General features: G+C 74.8%; 1 protein-coding gene (only partly in view). It reads right to left on the reverse strand.

Features of this window, described 5'->3' with window-relative positions; translation table 11 throughout:
* Positions 1 to 191 precede the first annotated feature (191 nt).
* Positions 192 to 19249, reverse strand: the 3' portion of a protein-coding gene (locus ACGF13_RS12620; protein WP_392872713.1) for a type I polyketide synthase. The gene runs 14989 nt beyond the window's last position; only the last 19058 of its 34047 coding nucleotides appear in the window; its start codon lies beyond the right edge, outside the window — the gene reads right to left on this strand; its stop codon occupies positions 192 to 194.

The raw sequence follows: 19249 nt of genomic DNA on the forward strand, positions 1-19249 counted from the left end.
GACTGGACCACAACAGTGAAGGGTTTCGCCCTGACGCTATGAAGGGCGGTGAAGGCGGACAACCCCTACCAGCCCCCCTAGGGCCCCCATGACGAAGCGGGGGTCGGGACAATTCCCGACCCCCGCTCAGCGGCCCGAATTCACGACGGATTCACGACGGAGAATTCACGGCCATTCGCTCCGAACGGGCGTCATCCCCTCCCGAGGTCGCGGTTGATGAGGGCGAAGAGTTCCTCGTCGCTGGTGGCGTCGAACGCGCTGCCGCCCACCGGCTCGGACTTGCCCGGACCGTCGTCCCACTGGGAGAGCAGCGCCTGCATCCGGACCTTGATCTTCGTCCGGGTCAGGTCGTCCGGCGCGGCGGCCGCCATGGCGGCCTCCAGCCGGTCGAGTTCGCCGAGCAGGTCGGTCGCGCTCGGCGCGCCGTCGGGGGCCAGCTCGGTGCGCAGGTGCCGGGCGAGCGCCAGCGGCGTCGGGTAGTCGAACACCAGCGAGGACGGCAGTCGCAGCCCGCCCAGCAGGTTGAGCCGGTTGCGCAGCTCCACCGCCGTCAGCGAGTCGAAGCCGAGCTCGTTGAACGCCCGGTCGGCCTCGACCTCCTCCACCCCGTGGTGGCCGAGCACCTCGGCCACATGGGTGCGGACCAGGTCCAGCAGCAGCTGCTCCTGGCCGGCCTCGGGCAGCTCGGCGAGCTGCCCGCGCAGCTCGGCCGAGGCCTCGCCGTCGTCCGCCCGGTCCGCGGCGCCGTCGGTGCCCAGCGCCCGCCGGACCTCCGGCAGGTCGCCGATCAGCGGGCTGTGGCGCACCGCCGTGAAGCCGGGCGCGAACAGCGCCCAGTCCACGTCGGCGACGGTGACCGCGGTGTCGCCGTGGTCGAGGGCCGCGCCGAGGGCGGCGATGGCCGTCTCCGGGTCGAGCACCGGCAGGCCGCGGCGGCGCAGCTGCTCCTCCGCGTCGTCCTCGGCGGCCATGCCGCCGCCGCCCCACGGGCCCCACGCCACCGCGGTGGCGGTGAGGCCGGCGGCCCGGCGCTGCTCGGCGAGCGCGTCCAGGAATGCGTTGGCCGCGGCGTATCCGGCTTGGCCGGCACCGCCCCAGGTGGCGGCGATCGAGGAGAACAGGACGAATGCGTCGAGCGGTTCGGAATTCGCGCCGAACAATTCGTCCAGGTGCACCGCTCCGGCCACCTTCGCATTCACCACGTCGGCGAATTCGGAAATTCCGGTGGCACCGATCGGCGAGGCCTGGCTGACCCCTGCCGCGTGCACCACCGCCCGGACCGGGTCGCCGGCCTCGGCGAGCCCGGCGACCAGGGCCGCGAGCGCGGTCCGGTCGGCCGCGTCGCAGGCGGCCAGGGTGACCCGGGCGCCGAGGCCCTCCAGCTCCGCACGCAGCTCGGCCGCACCCGGGGCGTCGGCGCCCCGGCGGCTGGTCAGCACCAGGTGCTCGGCGCCGTTGGCGGTCAGCCAGCGGGCGACCCGGGCGCCCAGGGCGCCGGTGCCGCCGGTGACCAGGACGGTGCCGCGGGCCTGCCAGCCGTCGACCGGGCCGGCCGGCAGCGGAGCGTGCTCCAGGCGCCGGACGTACGTGGCGTCGGCGCGCACCGCCAGCTGGTCCTCGCCCTCGCCGGCGGCCAGGGCGGCCGCGAGGCGGCGGCCGCTCCGCTCGTCGAGCGTCGCGGGCAGGTCGATCACACCGCCCCAGCGGTCCGGGTGTTCGAGGGCGGCGGTCCGGCCGAGGCCCCAGATCTGGGCCTGGCCGCGGTGTTCGATCCGCTCGCCGGCTCCGGCGGCGACCGCGCCGCCGGTGGCCAGCCACAGCGGGGCGGCGACGCCGGCCTCGCCGAGCGCCTGGACCAGCCGGACGCTCGCGGTCACGCCCGCCGACAGGGCGGGGTGCTCGGGGTGCGGGCGGTCGTCCAGGGCGAGCAGCGAGAGCACGCCGGTCGGGGCGTCCCCGTCGGCGGCCGCGCCGGCAAGCCGGGCGGCGAAGCCCTCGGCCTGCGCCTCGCCGGTGGCCACCGTCAGCTGCCGGACGTCGGCACCGTGTCCGCCGAGGGCGTCCGCGGCGGCCTGTGCCAGCTCGGCACCGGGGCCGTCGGCGGGCGCCACCAGCAGCCAGCTGCCGGTGAGCCCGGCTGCCGGGTCCTCCGGCAGGGGCTGCCAGGTGGCCCGGTAGCGCCAGGCGTCCAGGGTGGCGCGCTCCCGGCTCTGCCGGCGCCAGCCGGTCAGTGCGGGAAGCACCTCGCGCAGCGCCGAGCGGTTCTCCTCGGCGACGTCCAGCGTGTCGGCGAGCCGGGCGAGGTCGCCCTGCTCGACGGCCGTCCAGAACCGCTCCTCCGTCGGGTCGGCGGCTGCGGAGGGCGCGGCCGGCGCGTCGACCGTGACGGCCTCGGGCCAGTAGCGCTGCCGCTGGAAGGCGTACGTGGGCAGGTCGAGCGCCGGCACCGGCCGGTTCCCGTACAGGGCCGGCCAGTCGACGGCCGCCCCCTGGACGTGCAGCCGGGCCACGGCCGCCAGCAGGGTGCGGGCCTCGGGCCGGTCGCCGCGCAGGGCGGCGACGAGGACGGCGTTGCCGTCGGCGTCGACGCAGTCCTGACCCATGGCGGTGAGCACACCGTCGGGGCCCAGCTCCAGGTACGTGGTCACGCCCTGGGCCTCCAGGGTGCGCATCCCGTCGAGGAAGCGGACGGCCTCGCGGACGTGGCGCACCCAGTACGCGGGCGAGCACAGCTCCTCGGCCGTGGCAACCGAGCCGGTGACGTTGGAGACGACCGGGATGCGCGGGGCGCTGTACGTCAGCCCCTCGGCAACGGCCCGGAACTCCTCCAACATCCCGTCCATCAGCGGCGAGTGGAACGCGTGCGAGACGCTCAGCCGCTTGGTCTTCTCGAACTTCCCGGCGATCGCGAGGACTTCGGACTCCTCACCCGAAACCACCACGGAGGAAGGCCCGTTGATCGCCGCGATGCTCACCTGAGCGGTCAGCAGCGGCAGCACCTCCTCCTCCGAGGCCTTGACCGCCACCATCGCACCGCCCTCCGGCAGCGCCTGCATCAGCCGACCACGAGCCGCCACCAGCGCCACGGCGTCGTCCAGCGAGAGGACGCCCGCGACGTGCGCGGCCACCAGCTCACCGATCGAGTGGCCCACCAGGAAGTCCGGACGGACCCCCCAGCTCTCCACCAGCCGGAACAGCGCCACCTCGACCGCGAACAGCGCGACCTGGGTGAACTCCGTCCGGGCGAGAACCGCGGCGTCGTCGCCGAACACGGCGTCGCGCAGCGGCAGTTCGACCCGGGCGCAGACCGCGTCGAAGGCCTCGGCGAACACCGGGTAGGCCTCGTACAGCTCACGCCCCATGCCCGGACGCTGGCTGCCCTGCCCGGTGAAGGCGACGGCGGTGCGGCCGCTGCGGGCCAGGCCCTGGACGTAGCCGCTGCCGCTGCCCGCGGCGAGGGCGGTCAGGCCGGCGAGCAGCTCGGCACGGTCGGAGCCGAGCACGACGGCCCGGTGTTCGAACGTCGAGCGGGTCGCCGCCAGCGCGTGGCCGAGGTCGGCCGGCGCGAGGCCGGGGTTGTCCTCGACGAAGCCGCGCAGCCGCTCGGCCTGGGCCCGCAGGGCCGCCTTGCCGCGGGCGGAGAGCACCCAGGGCAGCGCGTCGGCCGCCGGTCCTTCCGCGTCGCGGTCGACGGCCGGCCCGGCCTGGTCGGCCGTCGGGGCCTGCTCGATGAGGACGTGGGCGTTGGTGCCGGAGACACCGAAGGAGGAGACGCCCGCGCGGCGCGGCGCACCGGTCTCGGGCCAGTCCCTGGCCTCGGCGAGCAGCTCGACCGCGCCCGCCGACCAGTCGACGTTCGGCGTCGGCTCGTCCACGTGCAGGGTCTTCGGCAGGACGCCGTGCCGCATCGCCATCACCATCTTGATGATGCCGCCGACGCCGGCCGCCGCCTGGGTGTGGCCGATGTTGGACTTCAGCGAGCCCAGCCAGAGCGGCTCGCCGTTCTCGCCGCGCTCCTGGCCGTAGGTGGCCAGCAGCGCCTGCGCCTCGATCGGGTCGCCGAGGCGGGTGCCGGTGCCGTGCGCCTCGACCACGTCGACCTGACCGGCGGTCAGGCGGGCGTTGGCGAGGGCCTGGCGGATGACGCGCTGCTGGGCCGGGCCGTTGGGGGCGGTCAGACCGTTGCTGGCGCCGTCCTGGTTGACGGCGCTGCCGCGGACGACCGCCAGTACGCGGTGGCCGTTGCGACGGGCGTCGGACAGGCGCTCCAGCAGAAGCATGCCCGCGCCCTCGCCCCAGCCGGTGCCGTCCGCCGCCGCGGCGAAGGACTTGCAGCGGCCGTCGGCGGCCAGGCCGCGCTGGCGGCTGAACTCGACGAACACACCCGGGGTCGAGGTGATGATCACACCGCCGGCCAGGGCGAGCGAGCACTCGCCGCTGCGCAGCGACTGGGCCGCCAGGTGCAGGGCGACCAGCGAGGAGGAGCAGGCGGTGTCCACCGTCACCGCCGGGCCCTCAAGCCCGAAGGTGTAGGAGATCCGGCCGGAGGCGACGCTCGCCGCGTTTCCGGTCCCGACCAGGCCCTCGGCCTCCTGCGAACCCTCCAGCAGCGGCGCGTAGTCCTGGCCGTTGGTGCCGGCGAAGACGCCGACCCGGTCGCCGCGCACGGCGGCGGGGTCGATCCCGGCCCGCTCGAACGCCTCCCAGGTGACCTCCAGCAGCACCCGCTGCTGCGGGTCCATCGCCAGCGCCTCACGCGGCGAGATGCCGAAGAACATCGGGTCGAACTGCGCCGCGTCGTGCAGGAACCCGCCCTCACGGGCGTAGCTCTTGCCGCTCTTGGCCGGGTCCGGGTCGTACAGCCCGGCCAGGTCCCAGCCTCGGTCGGTCGGGAACGCGGTCACCGCGTCGGTGCCCTCCGACACCAGCCGCCACAGGTCCTCGGGCGACTGGACGCCGCCCGGGTAGCGGCAGGCCATCGCGACGATCGCGATCGGGTCGTCGTCCTCGGCCGAGTGACGGGCCGCCACCGGCAGGCCGTCGCCGTCCTGGGCGCCGAGCACCCGCGAGCGCAGGTGGTCGGCCAGGGCGGTGGCGTTCGGGTGGTCGAAGACCAGGGTCGGCGACAGCTTCAGCCCGGTCTCCCCGGCGAGGCGCTTGCTCAGCTCCACCGCGATCAGCGAGTCGAAGCCGAGCTCCTGGAACGCCCGGGTGGGCTCCACCGCGTCCAGGGTGGTGTGGCCGAGGACGGCCGCCACCTCGGAACGGACGAAGTCCAGCAGCACCCGGTCACGGTCCGCCGCGGGCACCTGCGCCAGCCGCTGGGCCAGCGAGGAGTCCGCGCCGGCCGGGACGGCCCGGGCGAGTTCGCGCACCTCGGGCAGGTCGCCGATCAGCAGGCCGGGCCGGTTCGCGGTGTAGCCGAGCGCGAAGCGCGCCCAGTCCACGTCCGCCACCAACGGGGCGCCGTCCGGCTCCGCGAGGGCGCCCGGCAGTGCCGCCAGCGCCGCCCGCGCGGTCAGCGGGCGCAGGCCCGCCCGCTCCCACGCACCGGTGGTCCCGGCGCGCTCGGCCTCCTCGGCCCAGGGGCCCCAGGCGATCACCGTCGCCGGCAGCCCGGCCGCGCGGCGCTCGGCGGCCAGGGCCGCCAGCTCCGCGTGCGCGACCGCGTCCACGCCGTGTCCGACGCCGCCGAGGACGCCGACCGCCGTGGAGCAGACCACGAACGCGGTCAGCGGCAGTGCGGCCGTCAGCTCGTGCAGCGCGCGCACCTCGGCGACCCGCTCGCGCACGGCCGCCGCCAACTCCCGCGGCGGGACACCGTCCACGGCCCCGACCGGGGTCGTGGCACCGGTGTGCACCACGGCGGTCACCGGGTGGCGCTCCAGCAGTGCGGCGAGCGCGGCGCGGTCGCCGGCCGGGGCGTCGACGACGGTGACCGGCACGCCGAACTCGGCCCGCAGCGCCTCCTCGTCCCGCTCCGTCCGGCCGGCCAGCACCAGGTGCTCGGCCCCGCCGGCGGCCAGGCGGGCGGCCAGCCGCTCGCCGACCACGCCGTCGGCGCCGCAGACCAGCACCGTCCCGGCCCCGTCCCACCACCGGTCGCCCGGCAGCGGGCGGCGCGCCGCCCGGACCAGGCGCGGCACCGACACGCCCGAGGAGCGCAGCACCAGCTGGTCCTCGCCGTCGGCCGCGCCCAGCACCTCGGTGAACCGGCCGAGCACCCGCTCGTCCAGCTCCTCCGGCAGGTCGATCAGACCGCCCCAGGCCTGCGGCGCCTCCAGCGCCAGCACCCGGCCGAGGCCCCACAGTCGCGCCCGCTCCGGGCGCACCGGCCCGTCGGCGTCGATCGCCGCGCCGCCCCGGGTGGCCACCCACAGCGGGGCGGTCACACCGGCGTCGGCCAGCGCCTGCACCAGCGCGCCGGTCCGGGCCAGCAGGTCCTCCTCCCCGGCCCGCTCGGCCGGCACCGCCAGCAGGGACAGCACCCCGGTCAGGGCGCGGTCCTGCGGCAGGGCCCGGCCGAGCCGAGCCGCCGTCTCGCCGCGGTCGAGGACCTCCTCGGCCAGCGGCAGCACCAGCAGCTCGGCGCCGGCCTCGGCGACCGACCGCCGGACGGCCAGGACGTCGGCGTCCTGCGCCCGCTCGGCGGGCACCACGACCAGCCAGGTGCCGGTCGGCGCCCCGGCGGCCGGGGTGACCGGCTGCCAGGCGATCCGGTAGGCCGAGTCGGCGGCCTCGGCGAGTTCGCGCAGGCCCCGGTGCCAGGAGGACATCGCGGGCAGCACCGCGCTCAGCGGCTGGTCCCCGGTGACGTCCAGGGTCCGGGCCAGCCCGGCGAGGTCGCCCTCGTCCACGGCCGCCCAGAACGCGGTCTCCGCCGGGTCCCGGTGGCCGTCGGCCGGCGCGGCCTGGGCCGTGCCGGGGCCGCCGAGCCAGTACTGCTCGCGCTGGAAGGCGTAGGTCGGCAGGTCCACCCGGCGGGCACCGGTGCCCGCGAACAGCGCCGACCAGTCCGGCGTCACACCGTGCGCGTGCAGGGCGGCCAGCGCCTCCAGCGCGGTCCGCGCCTCGGGCCGCTCGGCGCGCAGGGCGGCGGCGAAGGCCGCGTCCTGCCCGTCGACGCAGTCCTGGGCGAGGGCGGTGAGCACACCGTCGGGGCCCAGCTCCAGGTACGTGGTGACGCCCTGGGCCTCCAGCGTCCGCATGCCGTCGGCGAAGCGGACGGCCTCGCGGACGTGGCGCACCCAGTACTCGGGCGAGCACAGCTCCTCCGCCGTGGCCGGCTCACCGGTCACGTTGGAGACGACCGGGATCACCGGCTCGGCGTAGGTCAGGCCCTCGGCGACGGCCGAGAACTCCGCCAACATGCCGTCCATCAGCGGGGAATGGAACGCGTGGCTGACGTGCAGCCGCTTGGTCTTCTCGAACTGCCCGGCGATGGCGAGCACTTCATCCTCGTCGCCCGAAATCACCACGGAGGTCGGGCCGTTGAGGGCTGCGATGCCGACGTTCCCGGTCAGCAGCGGCAGGATCTCGGCCTCGGTGGCCTTCACCGCGACCATCGCGCCACCCTCCGGCAGCGCCTGCATCAGGCGGCCACGGGCCGCCACCAGGGTGACGGCGTCGTCCAGCGAGAGGACACCCGCGACATGCGCGGCCGCCAGCTCACCGATCGAGTGACCGGCCAGGACGTCCGGACGGACCCCCCAGCTCTCGTACAGCCGGAACAGCGCCACCTCGACGGCGAACAGCGCCGGCTGGGTGAACTCCGTACGGGCGAGAACCGCGGCGTCCTCGCCGAACACGGCTTCGCGCAGCGGCAGTTCGACCCGCGCGCAGACCGCGTCGAAGGCGTCCGCGAACACCGGGAAGGCGTCGTACAGCTCCCGGCCCATGCCGAGCCGCTGGCTGCCCTGACCGGTGAACAGGAACGCGAGCTTCCCGCCGCGCGGGGTGCCGCGCAGCAGCCCGGCGGCCGTACCGCCCTCCGCCAGGGCCGCGAGCGAGCGCAGCAGCTCCGCCCGGTCGTCCGCGAGCAGCACCGCGCGACGGTTCAGGTCGGTGCGGCCGACCGCGAGCGAGTAGGCCAGGTCGGCCGGGCGCAGCCCGGCGTCGGCGGCCACCCGCGCGCTCAGCCGGCGGGCCTGGTCGCGCAGTGCGACCTCGGTACGGCCGGACAGCGCCACGAGCGCGGGGCCCTCGACCCCGACAGCCTCGGCCGGCTCGGCCTGCTCGGCCTGCTCGGCCTGCTCCGGCTCCACGGCCGGGGCGTGCTCCAGGATGACGTGGGCGTTGGTGCCGCTCACGCCGAAGGCCGACACACCGGCCCGGCGCGGCCGCCCGGTCTGCGGCCAGTCCCGCTGCTCACGCAGCAGTTCCACCGCGCCGGCCGTCCAGTCGACGTGCGTGGACGGCTCGTCCACGTGCAGCGTCCGCGGCAGGACGGCGTGCTGCATGGCCAGCACCATCTTGATCACGCCCGCCACACCGGCGGCCGACTGGGTGTGGCCGAGGTTGGACTTCAGCGAGCCCAGCCACAGCGGCTCGTCGTCCTCGCCGCGCTCCTGGCCGTAGGTGGCCAGCAGCGCCTGCGCCTCGATCGGGTCGCCCAGCACCGTGCCGGTGCCGTGCGCCTCGACCACGTCGACCTCGCCGCCGGACAGCCCGGCGTCGGCCAGCGCCGCGCGGATCACCCGCTGCTGGGACGGACCGTTCGGCGCGCTCAGGCCGTTGCTGGCGCCGTCCTGGTTGATCGCCGAACCGCGGACGACCGCCAGCACCGGGTGCCCGTTGCGCCGCGCGTCGGACAGCCGCTCCAGCAGCACCAGACCCGCGCCCTCCGACCAGCCGGTGCCGTCGGCGGCCTCGGCGAACGGCTTGCACCGCCCGTCTGCGGCCAGCCCGCGCTGGCGGCTGAACTCGACGAACGCGCCCGGCGTCGCCATCACGGCGACACCGCCGGCCAGCGCCATCGAGCACTCGCCGCCGCGCAGCGCCTGCGCCGCGAGGTGCAGGGCGACCAGCGAGGAGGAGCAGGCGGTGTCGATGGTGACCGCCGGGCCCTCAAGACCGAAGGCGTACGCCATCCGGCCGGAGATCACACTGCCCGCGTTGCCCGTGAGCAGGTGGCCCTCCACGCCCTCCGGCAGCTCGGTCAGGCCGGAGCCGTAACCCGAGGGCGCGGCACCGAGGAAGACGCCGACCTGGCCGCCGCGCAGGGCCGCCGGGTCGATGCCCGCCCGCTCGAACGCCTCCCACGAGGTCTCCAGCAGCAGGCGCTGCTGCGGGTCCATCGCGAGGGCCTCACGCGGGCTGATGCCGAAGAACTCGGCGTCGAAGCGGCCCGCGTCGTACAGGAACCCGCCCTCGCGGGCGTAGCTGGTGCCGGCGTGCTCCGGGTCCGGGTGGTAGATCCCCTCCAGGTCCCAGCCGCGGTCGGCCGGGAAGCCGGCCACGGCGTCACCGCCGGCGGCCAGCAGCTGCCACAGCTCCTCGGGGGACCGCACGCCGCCGGGGTAGCGGCAGCTCATCGCGACGATCGCGATCGGGTCCTCCTCCCGGGCGGTGGCGGCCACGACCGTCCCGGTGACCGGCTCGTCCTCGGCACCGAGCAGTTCGGTGCGCAGCAGGGCGGCCAGGGCGGCCGGGGTCGGGTGGTCGAACACCAGCGTGGCGGGCAGGCGCAGGCCGGTGGCCGCGTTGAGGCGGTTGCGCACCTCGACGGCGGTCAGCGAGTCGAAGCCCAGCTCCCGGAAGGCCCGGGCCGGGTCGACCTCGGCGGCCGAACCGTAGCCGAGGACCGCGGCGGCCTCGGTGCGGACCAGGTCCAGCAGGACCCGGTCACGGTCGCCCGCCAGCAGGGCGGTCAGCTTCCGCAGCAGCGGCGAGCCGCCGTCCGGGCCGGTGCCCGCGCCGGCGTCGGCCGCCAGCGCGGCCAGGGCCTCCGGCACCTCCGCGATCAGCGGACGCGGCCGGGCGGCCGCGAAGGCCGGGGCGAACCGCCGCCAGTCGACGTCGGCCACGGCCAGGAACGTCTCGTCCTGCTCCAGTGCCTGCCGCAGCACGGTCAGCGCCAGCTCCGGGTCCATCGGCACCAGGCCGCGGCGGCGCATCTGCTCGCCCGCCGTGCCGTCCGACATCCCGCCCTCGGCCCAGGCGCCCCAGGCCACCGACGTGGCCGTCAGTCCGCGCTCGCGCCGCATGCGCGCGATCGCGTCCAGGCCGGCGTTGGCCGCGGCGTACGAGCCCTGGCCGCCACCGCCCCAGACCCCCGCGTTGGAGGAGAAGAGGACGAAGGCGTCCAGCTCGGTGTCCCCGAGCAGCTCGTCCAGGTGCCGCGCGCCGGCGATCTTCGCCTGGGCGTTCGCGGCCAGCTCGGCCGCACCGGTGACGGCCAGCGGCACCGAGTCCCCGACACCGGCGGCGTGCATCACCGCCCGCACCGGCTCGCCCTGCCCGGCCAGACCCGCGACCAGCTCGGCCACCGACGCCCGGTCCGCGACGTCGCACGCGGCGACCGTCACCCGGGCACCGAGGCCCAGCAGCTCCTCGCGCAGCTCGGCCGCGCCGGGCGCGTCCAGGCCCCGACGGCTGGTCAGCACCAGGTGCTCGGCGCCGTTCTCGGCCAGCCAGCGGGCGACGTGGGCGCCGATCGCCCCCGTACCGCCGGTGACCAGCACCGTGCCACGCGGCTGCCACGCCACGGCGGCCGGCGCGTCGCCCAGCGGGGCGCGCCGCAGCCGTCGGACGAACACGCCCGAGGAGCGGACGGCCGCCTGGTCCTCGTCACCGATCCCCGCCAGGACGGCGGCGACCCGCGCCCGGGAGCGCGCGTCCAGCTCGGCCGGCAGGTCGAGCAGGCCGCCCCAGCACTCCGGGTGCTCCAGTCCGGCCACCCGGCCCAGGCCCCAGACCTGCGCCTGCGCCGCGCTGTGCAGCCGGTCGGCGCCACCGGTCGCGATCGCGCCCCGGGTCGCCAGCCAGAGCCGGAGGTTCGCGCCGCCGTTCAGGCCACCGTTGACGCCACCGTGCTCGGCGACGGCCCGGACCAGGTCGACGGTGTCGACCAGACCGGACGCGACCACCGGGTGCTCGGCGTGCGGCGCCTCGTCCAGCGCGAGCAGCGACAGCACGCCGGACGGCGTCACGCCCTCCTCGGCGGCCGCGGCAAGAGCCCCGGCCAGGGCAGCGACCGCCCCGCCCGCCTCGACCCGCAGCACGCTCGGCTGCGCACCGTGCTCGGCCAGCAGCTCGGCGACCGCGGCCGGCAGCGGGTCCTCCGCTCCGAGGGAGGCGGGGACGAGGACCAGCCAGCCGCCGGTCAGCGTGCCGGTCGGCACCTCGGCGAGCGGCTTCCAGTCCACCCGGTAGCGCCAGCTGTCCACCGTGGAGTGGTCGCGCTGCTGACGGCGCCAGGCCGAGAGCAGCGGCAGGGCAGCGGCCAGGGCGGCACCGTCACCGGACGCCTCCAGGTCCAACTGCCGCACCAGCGTGTCGAGATCGCCGCTCTCCACGGCTTCCCAGAAGCGGCTGTCGGCCGGGGAGGCCGCCACCGTGCCGGCGACCGCCGGGGTGGCGGCGGGCTTCGGCCAGTAGTGCTCGCGCTGGAAGGCGTAGGTGGGCAGGTCGACGCGGCGGGCCGTGGGGAACTGGGCGGCCCAGTCGACGGTGGCGCCGTTGCTCCAGGCCTCGGCGAGGGCGGTCAGGAAGCGCTCCCGGCCGCCGTGGTCACGGCGCAGGGTGCCCTGGACGCTCGCCTCGGCGTTGGCGGCGTCGATGGCCTCCTGGATGCCGACGGTCAGCACCGGGTGGGCGCTCACCTCGACGAACTGCGAGTGGCCGGACGCCAGCAGGGCCTCGATGGTCGCCGCGAACTCCACCGTCTGGCGGAGGTTGCGGTACCAGTACGCGGCGTCCAGCGAAGCGCTGTCGATCAACTCACCGGTGACGGTGGAGTGGAACGGGACCTCCGGCACACGGGGCGTGACCGGGGCCAGCAGCTCCGCGAGACGGGCCTCGATGCGCTCGACGTGCGCCGAGTGCGAGGCGTAGTCCACCGCGATGCGACGCGCCCGGACCTCCTGCCCGGTGCAGTGCTCCATCAGCTCGTCCAGGGCACCGGCGTCACCGGAGACCACGACGGAGCTGGGGCCGTTGACGGCCGCGATCGAGATTCCCTCACGGCCCTCCAGGAGTTCACGCACCTGCTCGGCGGGCAGCGGAACGGACACCATGCCACCCAGGCCCGAGAGCTCGATGATCGCCTGGCTGCGCAGCGCCACCACCAGGGCGGCGTCCTCCAGCGACAGCGCGCCGGAGACGGCGGCGGCGGCAATCTCGCCCTGCGAGTGCCCCACCACCGCCGACGGCTCCACACCGTACGAGCGCCACAGAGCAGCCAGGGAGACCATCACGGCGAACAGCACCGGCTGGACCACGTCCACCCGCTCCATCCAGTCGCCGTCCTCACCCGCGACGACGTCGAGCAGATCCCAATCCACATGCGGAGCAAGCGCCTTGGCGCACTCCTCCATCCGGGAACGGAACACCGGCTCATCCGCCAGCAGCCCCTGGGCCATGCCCAGCCACTGCGAACCCTGGCCCGGGAAGACCATGACGAGCTTGCCGCCCGATCCGGAACCCCGGACCACCGACGACGCGCTCTCCCCTGCGGCCAGCGCACGGAGACCGGCGAGCAGCTCGTCCCGCCCGTCGCCGACCACCACGGCCTTGTGCTCGAACACCGCCCGCGAGGACACCAGCGAGTAGCCGACGTCCGCCGGCCGCTCATCCGCGACCGCCGCCAGCAGGCGCTGTGCCTGCTCCCGCAGCGCGGCCTCGGTACGACCCGACAGAGCCCAGGGCAGCACGCCCGTGGCCTCGTCGGCCGGAGCCGCCTCGATCGGAGCGGCCTCGGGGGCCTGCTCGATGATGGCGTGCGCGTTGGTACCGCTGAAGCCGAAGGAGGAGACGGCCGCGCGACGCGGACGCCCGGTCTCCGGCCACGGCCGGGCCTCGGTCAGCAGCTCGACCGCGCCCGAGGCCCAGTCGATGTGCGGGGACGGCTCGTCGACGTGCAGCGTCTGCGGCAACATGCCGTGCCGCATCGCCATCACCATCTTGATGATGCCGCCGACACCGGCCGCCGCCTGGGTGTGACCGATGTTGGACTTCAACGAGCCCAGCCACAGCGGCTCTTCGGCACGCTCCTGCCCGTAGGTCGTCAGCAGCGCCTGCGCCTCGATCGGGTCACCCAGCGAGGTGCCGGTGCCGTGCGCCTCGACCGCGTCGACCTGCTCGGCCGACAGTCCGGCGTTGGCCAGGGCCTGGCGGATCACCCGCTGCTGGGACGGGCCGTTCGGGGCGGTCAGCCCGTTGCTGGCACCGTCCTGGTTGATCGCACTGCCACGGACCACCGCGAGAACCCGGTGGCCGTTGCGCTGCGCGTCGGACAGCCGCTCCAGCAGGAGCATGCCGACACCCTCACCCCAGCCGGTGCCGTCCGCGTCGGCCGAGAAGGCCTTGCAGCGGCCGTCGACCGAGAGGCCGCGCTGGCGGCTGAACTCGATGAACGCGCCCGGGGTGGCCATCACGGTCACACCGCCGGCCAGGGCCATCGTGCACTCGCCGCTGCGCAGGGCCTGGATGGCCCAGTGCAGAGCGACCAGCGAGGAGGAGCAGGCCGTGTCGACGGTGACCGCCGGGCCCTCAAGCCCAAAGGTGTACGCCAGACGCCCGGAGACCACGCTGCCCGCGTTGCCCGTACCGAGGTGCCCCTCGACGTCCTCCTCCGCGCTGGTCAGCACCGAGGTGTAGTCGTGGTACATCACACCGGCGAAGACGCCGGTCGCGCTGCCGCGCAGGGTGGCCGGGTCGATGCCGGCCCCCTCGAAGGCCTCCCAGGAGGTTTCGAGCAGCAGACGCTGCTGCGGGTCCATGGTGAGCGCCTCGCGCGGGGAGATCCCGAAGAACCGCGCGTCGAAGCGGCCCGCGTCGTGCAGGAAGCCACCCTCGCGGGCGTAGCTCGTCCCCTGGTGCTCCGGGTCCGGGTGGTAGAGCGCGTCAAGGTCCCAGCCGCGGTCGGTCGGGAACGACGTGATGCCGTCACCGCCCTCCGCGACCAGACGCCACAGCTCCTCGGGCGAGGCGACCCCGCCCGGGTAACGGCAGGCCATGCCGACGATCGCGATCGGCTCGTCCACGACGGTCGTGGACAGCACCTCGGCCACCACCGGTGCCTCACCGACGAGTTCGTCGCGGATGAAGTCGGCCAGCGCGGCGGGCGTCGGGTAGTCGAACACCAGCGTGGCCGGCAGCCGCAGGCCGGTGGCCGCGTTGAGACGGTTGCGCAGCTCGACCGCCGTCAGCGAGTCGAAGCCCAGCTCTCGGAAGGCCCGGGCCGGGTCGACCTCGGCGGCCGAACCGTGCCCCAGGACCTCGGCCACCTGCGTACGGACCACCTCGCGGACGGTCTCGTCGCGGCGCGCGGCCGGCAGGGCCAGCAGGCGCTCCGCCAGCGAACCGGCGGCCGTGGTGCTGCCGCTCGCGGCGGTCCGGCGGCGCGGCGTACGGACGAGTCCGCGCAGCAGCGGCGGAACGTCGCTGCTTCCGACGGCCGTGACGGGGTCGAGGTGCATGGGGACGACCAGGGCGCGCTCCAGGGTGAGCGCACCGTCGAAGAGGGCCAGGCCCTCCTGCGACCGCAGCGGCGCCACGCCGGCCCGGGCCAGACGACGGACGTCCGCGTCCGACAGGCTGGTGGCCATGCCGCCGTCCTCGGCCCACAGGCCCCAGGCCATCGACATGCCGGGCAGGCCGTCGGCGCGGCGCTGCGCGGCGAGCGCGTCCAGGAACGCGTTCGCGGCCGCGTAGTTGCCCTGACCGGCGGCTCCCAAGACGCCGGAGGCCGAGGAGAACAGGACGAACGCCGACAGGTCCATTCCGGCGGTCAGTTCGTGCAGGATCACCGCCGCGTCCACCTTCGGACGCAGCACCGCGGCCAGGCGCTCCGGCGTCAGCGACGACACCACACCGTCATCCAGGACGCCCGCCGTGTGGACCACCGCCGACAGCGAACGACCCTCCAGCAGCGCCGCGACAGCGTCGCGGTCGGACACGTCGCAGGCGACGACATCCACCTCGACGCCCAACCCGGCCAGCTCGTCACGCAGTTCGGAAGCGCCCGGCGCCTCCAAACCGCGACGGCTGGTCAGCACCAGACTCCGCACCCCGTGCACCGTGACCAGGTGCCGGGCCACCAACGAGCCCAGACCACCCGTACCACCCGTGACGAGAACCGAGCCCTCACCCAGCGACACGCTGCTCTCCGAGGAGGCGGAGACGCGCACCAGGCGAGGCGCGAACGCCACGCCCCCACGCACCGCCACCTGCGGCTCACCACACGAAAGGACACCTGACGGCAGCTCCGCACCGGACTCCAGGTCCACCAGCACCAGCCGGTCCGGGTTCTCCGACTGCGCCGAGCGCACCAGACCCCAGACCACCGACTCCGCCAGACCCGCAACACCCGACGCCGCATCCACAGCAACAGCACCACGCGTCACCACAGCCAGCTTCGAAGCGGCGAACCGCTCCTCCGCCACCCAGCCCCGCACCAGCTCCAGCGCACGGACCGCAGCCGCGTGCACCTCATCGGCACCGGAACCGTCCGCAGAACCGAACTCCACTGCCACCAGCGACGGCACAACCTCCACGGCGTCCAGTTCCGCGAGGTCACCCACCACGAGGACCTCGCGGCCCGTCTCACCGAGCGCGATCTCCGCCCAGTCGACACCGAACAGCGAGTCGGTCGACCCACCCGCGGCCGCCAACTGCCCGGCGACCACCGGCCGCAGAGCCAGTGATCGGATGGTCCCGACCGGCTGCCCCTCGGCGTCCGCCAGCGTCAGCGACACCGCGTCCGCGCCCGCCGACACCAGCCGCACCCGCAGCGCGTCCGCACCCGAAGCGTGCAACTCGACACCAGCCCACGCGAACGGCAGGTGCGCCTGCCCCTCGGCCCGGACGAACCCGCCCAGCCCCACAGCCTGCACCGCCGCGTCCAGCAGCGCCGGATGCAGACCAAAGCCGGCCGCCTCCCCCGCCACCGCCTCCGGCAGCACGACCTCGGCGAACACCTCGCCGTCGCGGCGCCACGCCGACCGCAGACCCTGGAACGCCGGCCCGTACACCAGTCCGGCCTCCGCCAGACCCCGTGCGAACGCCTCCACATCCACGGCCTCGGCACCCGCCGGCGGCCACTCCACCAGACCCGCACCCTCAGCAGCCGACGCACCCTCCGCCAGCACACCCGAGACATGACGCGTCCAGAGGCCGTCCTCACCGGCGCCCTCGGCCCGCGAGTGGACCGTCACCGAACGACGGCCCTCACCATCGGGCTCTCCGACCCGGACCTGAACCTGCACACCGCCCGACTCCGGAAGCACCAGCGGCGCCTCCAGCGTCAGCTCCTCCACCAGCGAGCAACCCACCTGGTCGCCGGCCCGCACCGCGAGCTCGACAAAGGCGGTCCCGGGCAGGATCACCGAACCCAGCACCGTGTGATCGGCCAGCCAGGCGTGCGACTGGAGCGAGAGCCGGCCGGTGAACAGCACACCGTCCGCATCGGCCAGCGACACCGCCGCACCCAACAGCGGGTGGTCCGCCGCACCCAGGCCGGCGGACTGCACGTCCCCGGTCGCGGCCGGAGAGTGGAGCCAGAACCACTCGCGGTCGAAGGCGTACGTCGGCAGGCCCATGACCTGGGCCCCGGCCTCCGCGAAGAACCCTCGCCAGTCGACCTGGGTGCCCTGGACGTGCGCGGTGACGAGCGCCGTCAGCGCGCTCTGCGCCTCGGGCCGCTCGGCGCGCAGCGCCGGGGTGAACACGCCCTGCTCGACGCACTCCTGGCCCATGGCCGAGAGCACGCCGTCCGGGCCGAGCTCGACGAAGGTCGTGACGCCCTGGGCCTCCAGGGCCCGCATGCCGTCGGCGAAGCGGACCGCCTGGCGGACGTGCTGCACCCAGTACTCGGGCGAGCACAGTTCCCCGGCCGTCGCGACCGAGCCGGTCACGTTGGACACCACCGGGATCGTCGGCTCGGCGTAGCTCAGGCCCTCGGCGACGGCCCGGAACTCCTCCAGCATGCCGTCCATCAGCGGCGAGTGGAACGCGTGCGAGACCTTGAGCTTCTTGCTCTTCTCGAACCGACCGGCGATGGCGAGAACTTCATCCTCGTCACCCGAAACCACCACGGAGGTCGGCCCGTTGATGGCGGCGATGCTGACGTTCTCGGTGAGCAGAGGCAGGACGTCGGCCTCGGTGGCCTTGACCGCCACCATCGCGCCACCCTCGGGCAGCGCCTGCATCAGCCGGCCGCGAGCGGCGACCAGCGCCACCGCGTCGTCCAGCGAGAGGACGCCCGCGACGTGCGCGGCCGCCAGCTCGCCGATCGAGTGGCCGACCAGGACGTCCGGACGGACACCCCAGCTCTCGAAGAGACGGAACAGCGAAACCTCGACGGCGAACAGCGCCAGCTGCGTGAACTCGGTGCGGGCAAGGACGTCCGCGTCCTCGCCGAACACCGCCTCGCTCAGCGGCAGTTCGACCCGCGCGCACACGGCGTCGAAGGCCTCCGCGAACACCGGGTAGGCCTGGTACAACTCACGCCCCATGCCGGGACGCTGGCTGCCCTGCCCCGTGAACAGGAACGCCAGCTTCCCGCCCGCTGCCCCGGTCACCAGCCCGGCGGCCGTGCCGCCCTCGGCGAGTGCCGTGAGGGCTCGGACGACGCTGTCGCGACTGTCCGCGACGACGCCGGCGCGGAGGTCCATCGTCGCGCGGGTGGTGGCCAGCGAGTAGGCGAGGTCGGTGACCCGCAGCTCGGGCTCGGCCTCGACCAGGGCGAGCAGTCGCTGGGCCTGGCCCCGCAGAGCACCCTCACTCTTCGCGGACAGCACCAGCGGCGCCTGACCGTCCTCGGTCGACAGACGCTCCGAACGCTTCGCCACCGGAGCCTGCTCGATGATGGCGTGGGCGTTGGTGCCGCTGAAGCCGAAGGAGGAGACGGCCGCGCGACGCGGACGTCCGGTCTCCGGCCACGGCCGGGCCTCGGTCAGCAGCTCGACCGCGCCCGAGGCCCAGTCGATGTGCGGGGACGGCTCGTTGACGTGCAGGGTCTGCGGCAGCACGCCGTGCTGCATCGCCATGACCATCTTGATGATGCCGCCGACGCCGGCCGCCGCCTGGGTGTGGCCGATGTTGGACTTCAACGAGCCCAGCCAGAGCGGCTCTTCGGCACGCTCCTGCCCGTAGGTCGCCAGCAGCGCCTGAGCCTCGATCGGGTCGCCGAGAGTGGTGCCGGTGCCGTGGCCCTCGACCGTGTCCACGTCGTTGGCCGTGAGCCGCGCGTTGGCGAGGGCCTGGCGGATCACGCGCTGCTGGGACGGACCGTTCGGGGCGGTGAGGCCGTTGCTCGCACCGTCCTGGTTGATCGCCGAACCGCGGACGACCGCCAGCACCTGGTGCCCGTTGCGCTGGGCGTCGGACAGGCGCTCCAGCAGGAGCATGCCCACACCCTCGGACCAGCCGGTGCCGTCCGCGTCGGCCGAGAAGGCCTTGCAACGGCCGTCGGCCGCCAGACCGCGCTGCTTGCTGAACTCGATGAACGCGCCCGGGGTGGACATGACCGTCACACCACCGGCCAGGGCCATCGTGCACTCGCCCTCACGCAGGGCCTTCGTCGCCCAGTGCAGAGCGACCAGCGAGGAGGAGCAGGCGGTGTCGATGGTGACCGCCGGACCCTCCAGACCCAGGGTGTAGGCCACCCGTCCGGAGGCGATGCTGCTCGAACCACCCGTACCGAGGTAACCCTCGACACCGGCCGGAATCGCGTGCAGACGCGAGGTGTAGTCGTGGTACATCACACCGGCGAACACGCCGGTCGCGCTGCCCTTCATCGAGGCCGGGTCGATGCCCGCGCGCTCGAAGGCCTCCCAGGAGGTCTCCAGCAGCAGGCGCTGCTGCGGGTCCATCGCCGACGCCTCACGCGGGCTGATCCCGAAGAACGCCGGGTCGAACAGGCCCGCGTCATGCAGGAAACCACCCTCCGTGACGTAACTCGTGCCGGAGAGACCCGAGTTGACGTCCTCCAGGGCGTCCAGATGCCAGCCACGGTCAGTGGGGAAGGACGTGATGCCGTCACCGGCGCCGAGCACCAGCTGCCACAGGTCCTCGGGCGAGGCGACCC

The organism is Kitasatospora sp. NPDC048286, assembly GCF_043201735.1.
Taxonomy (GTDB): domain Bacteria; phylum Actinomycetota; class Actinomycetes; order Streptomycetales; family Streptomycetaceae; genus Kitasatospora.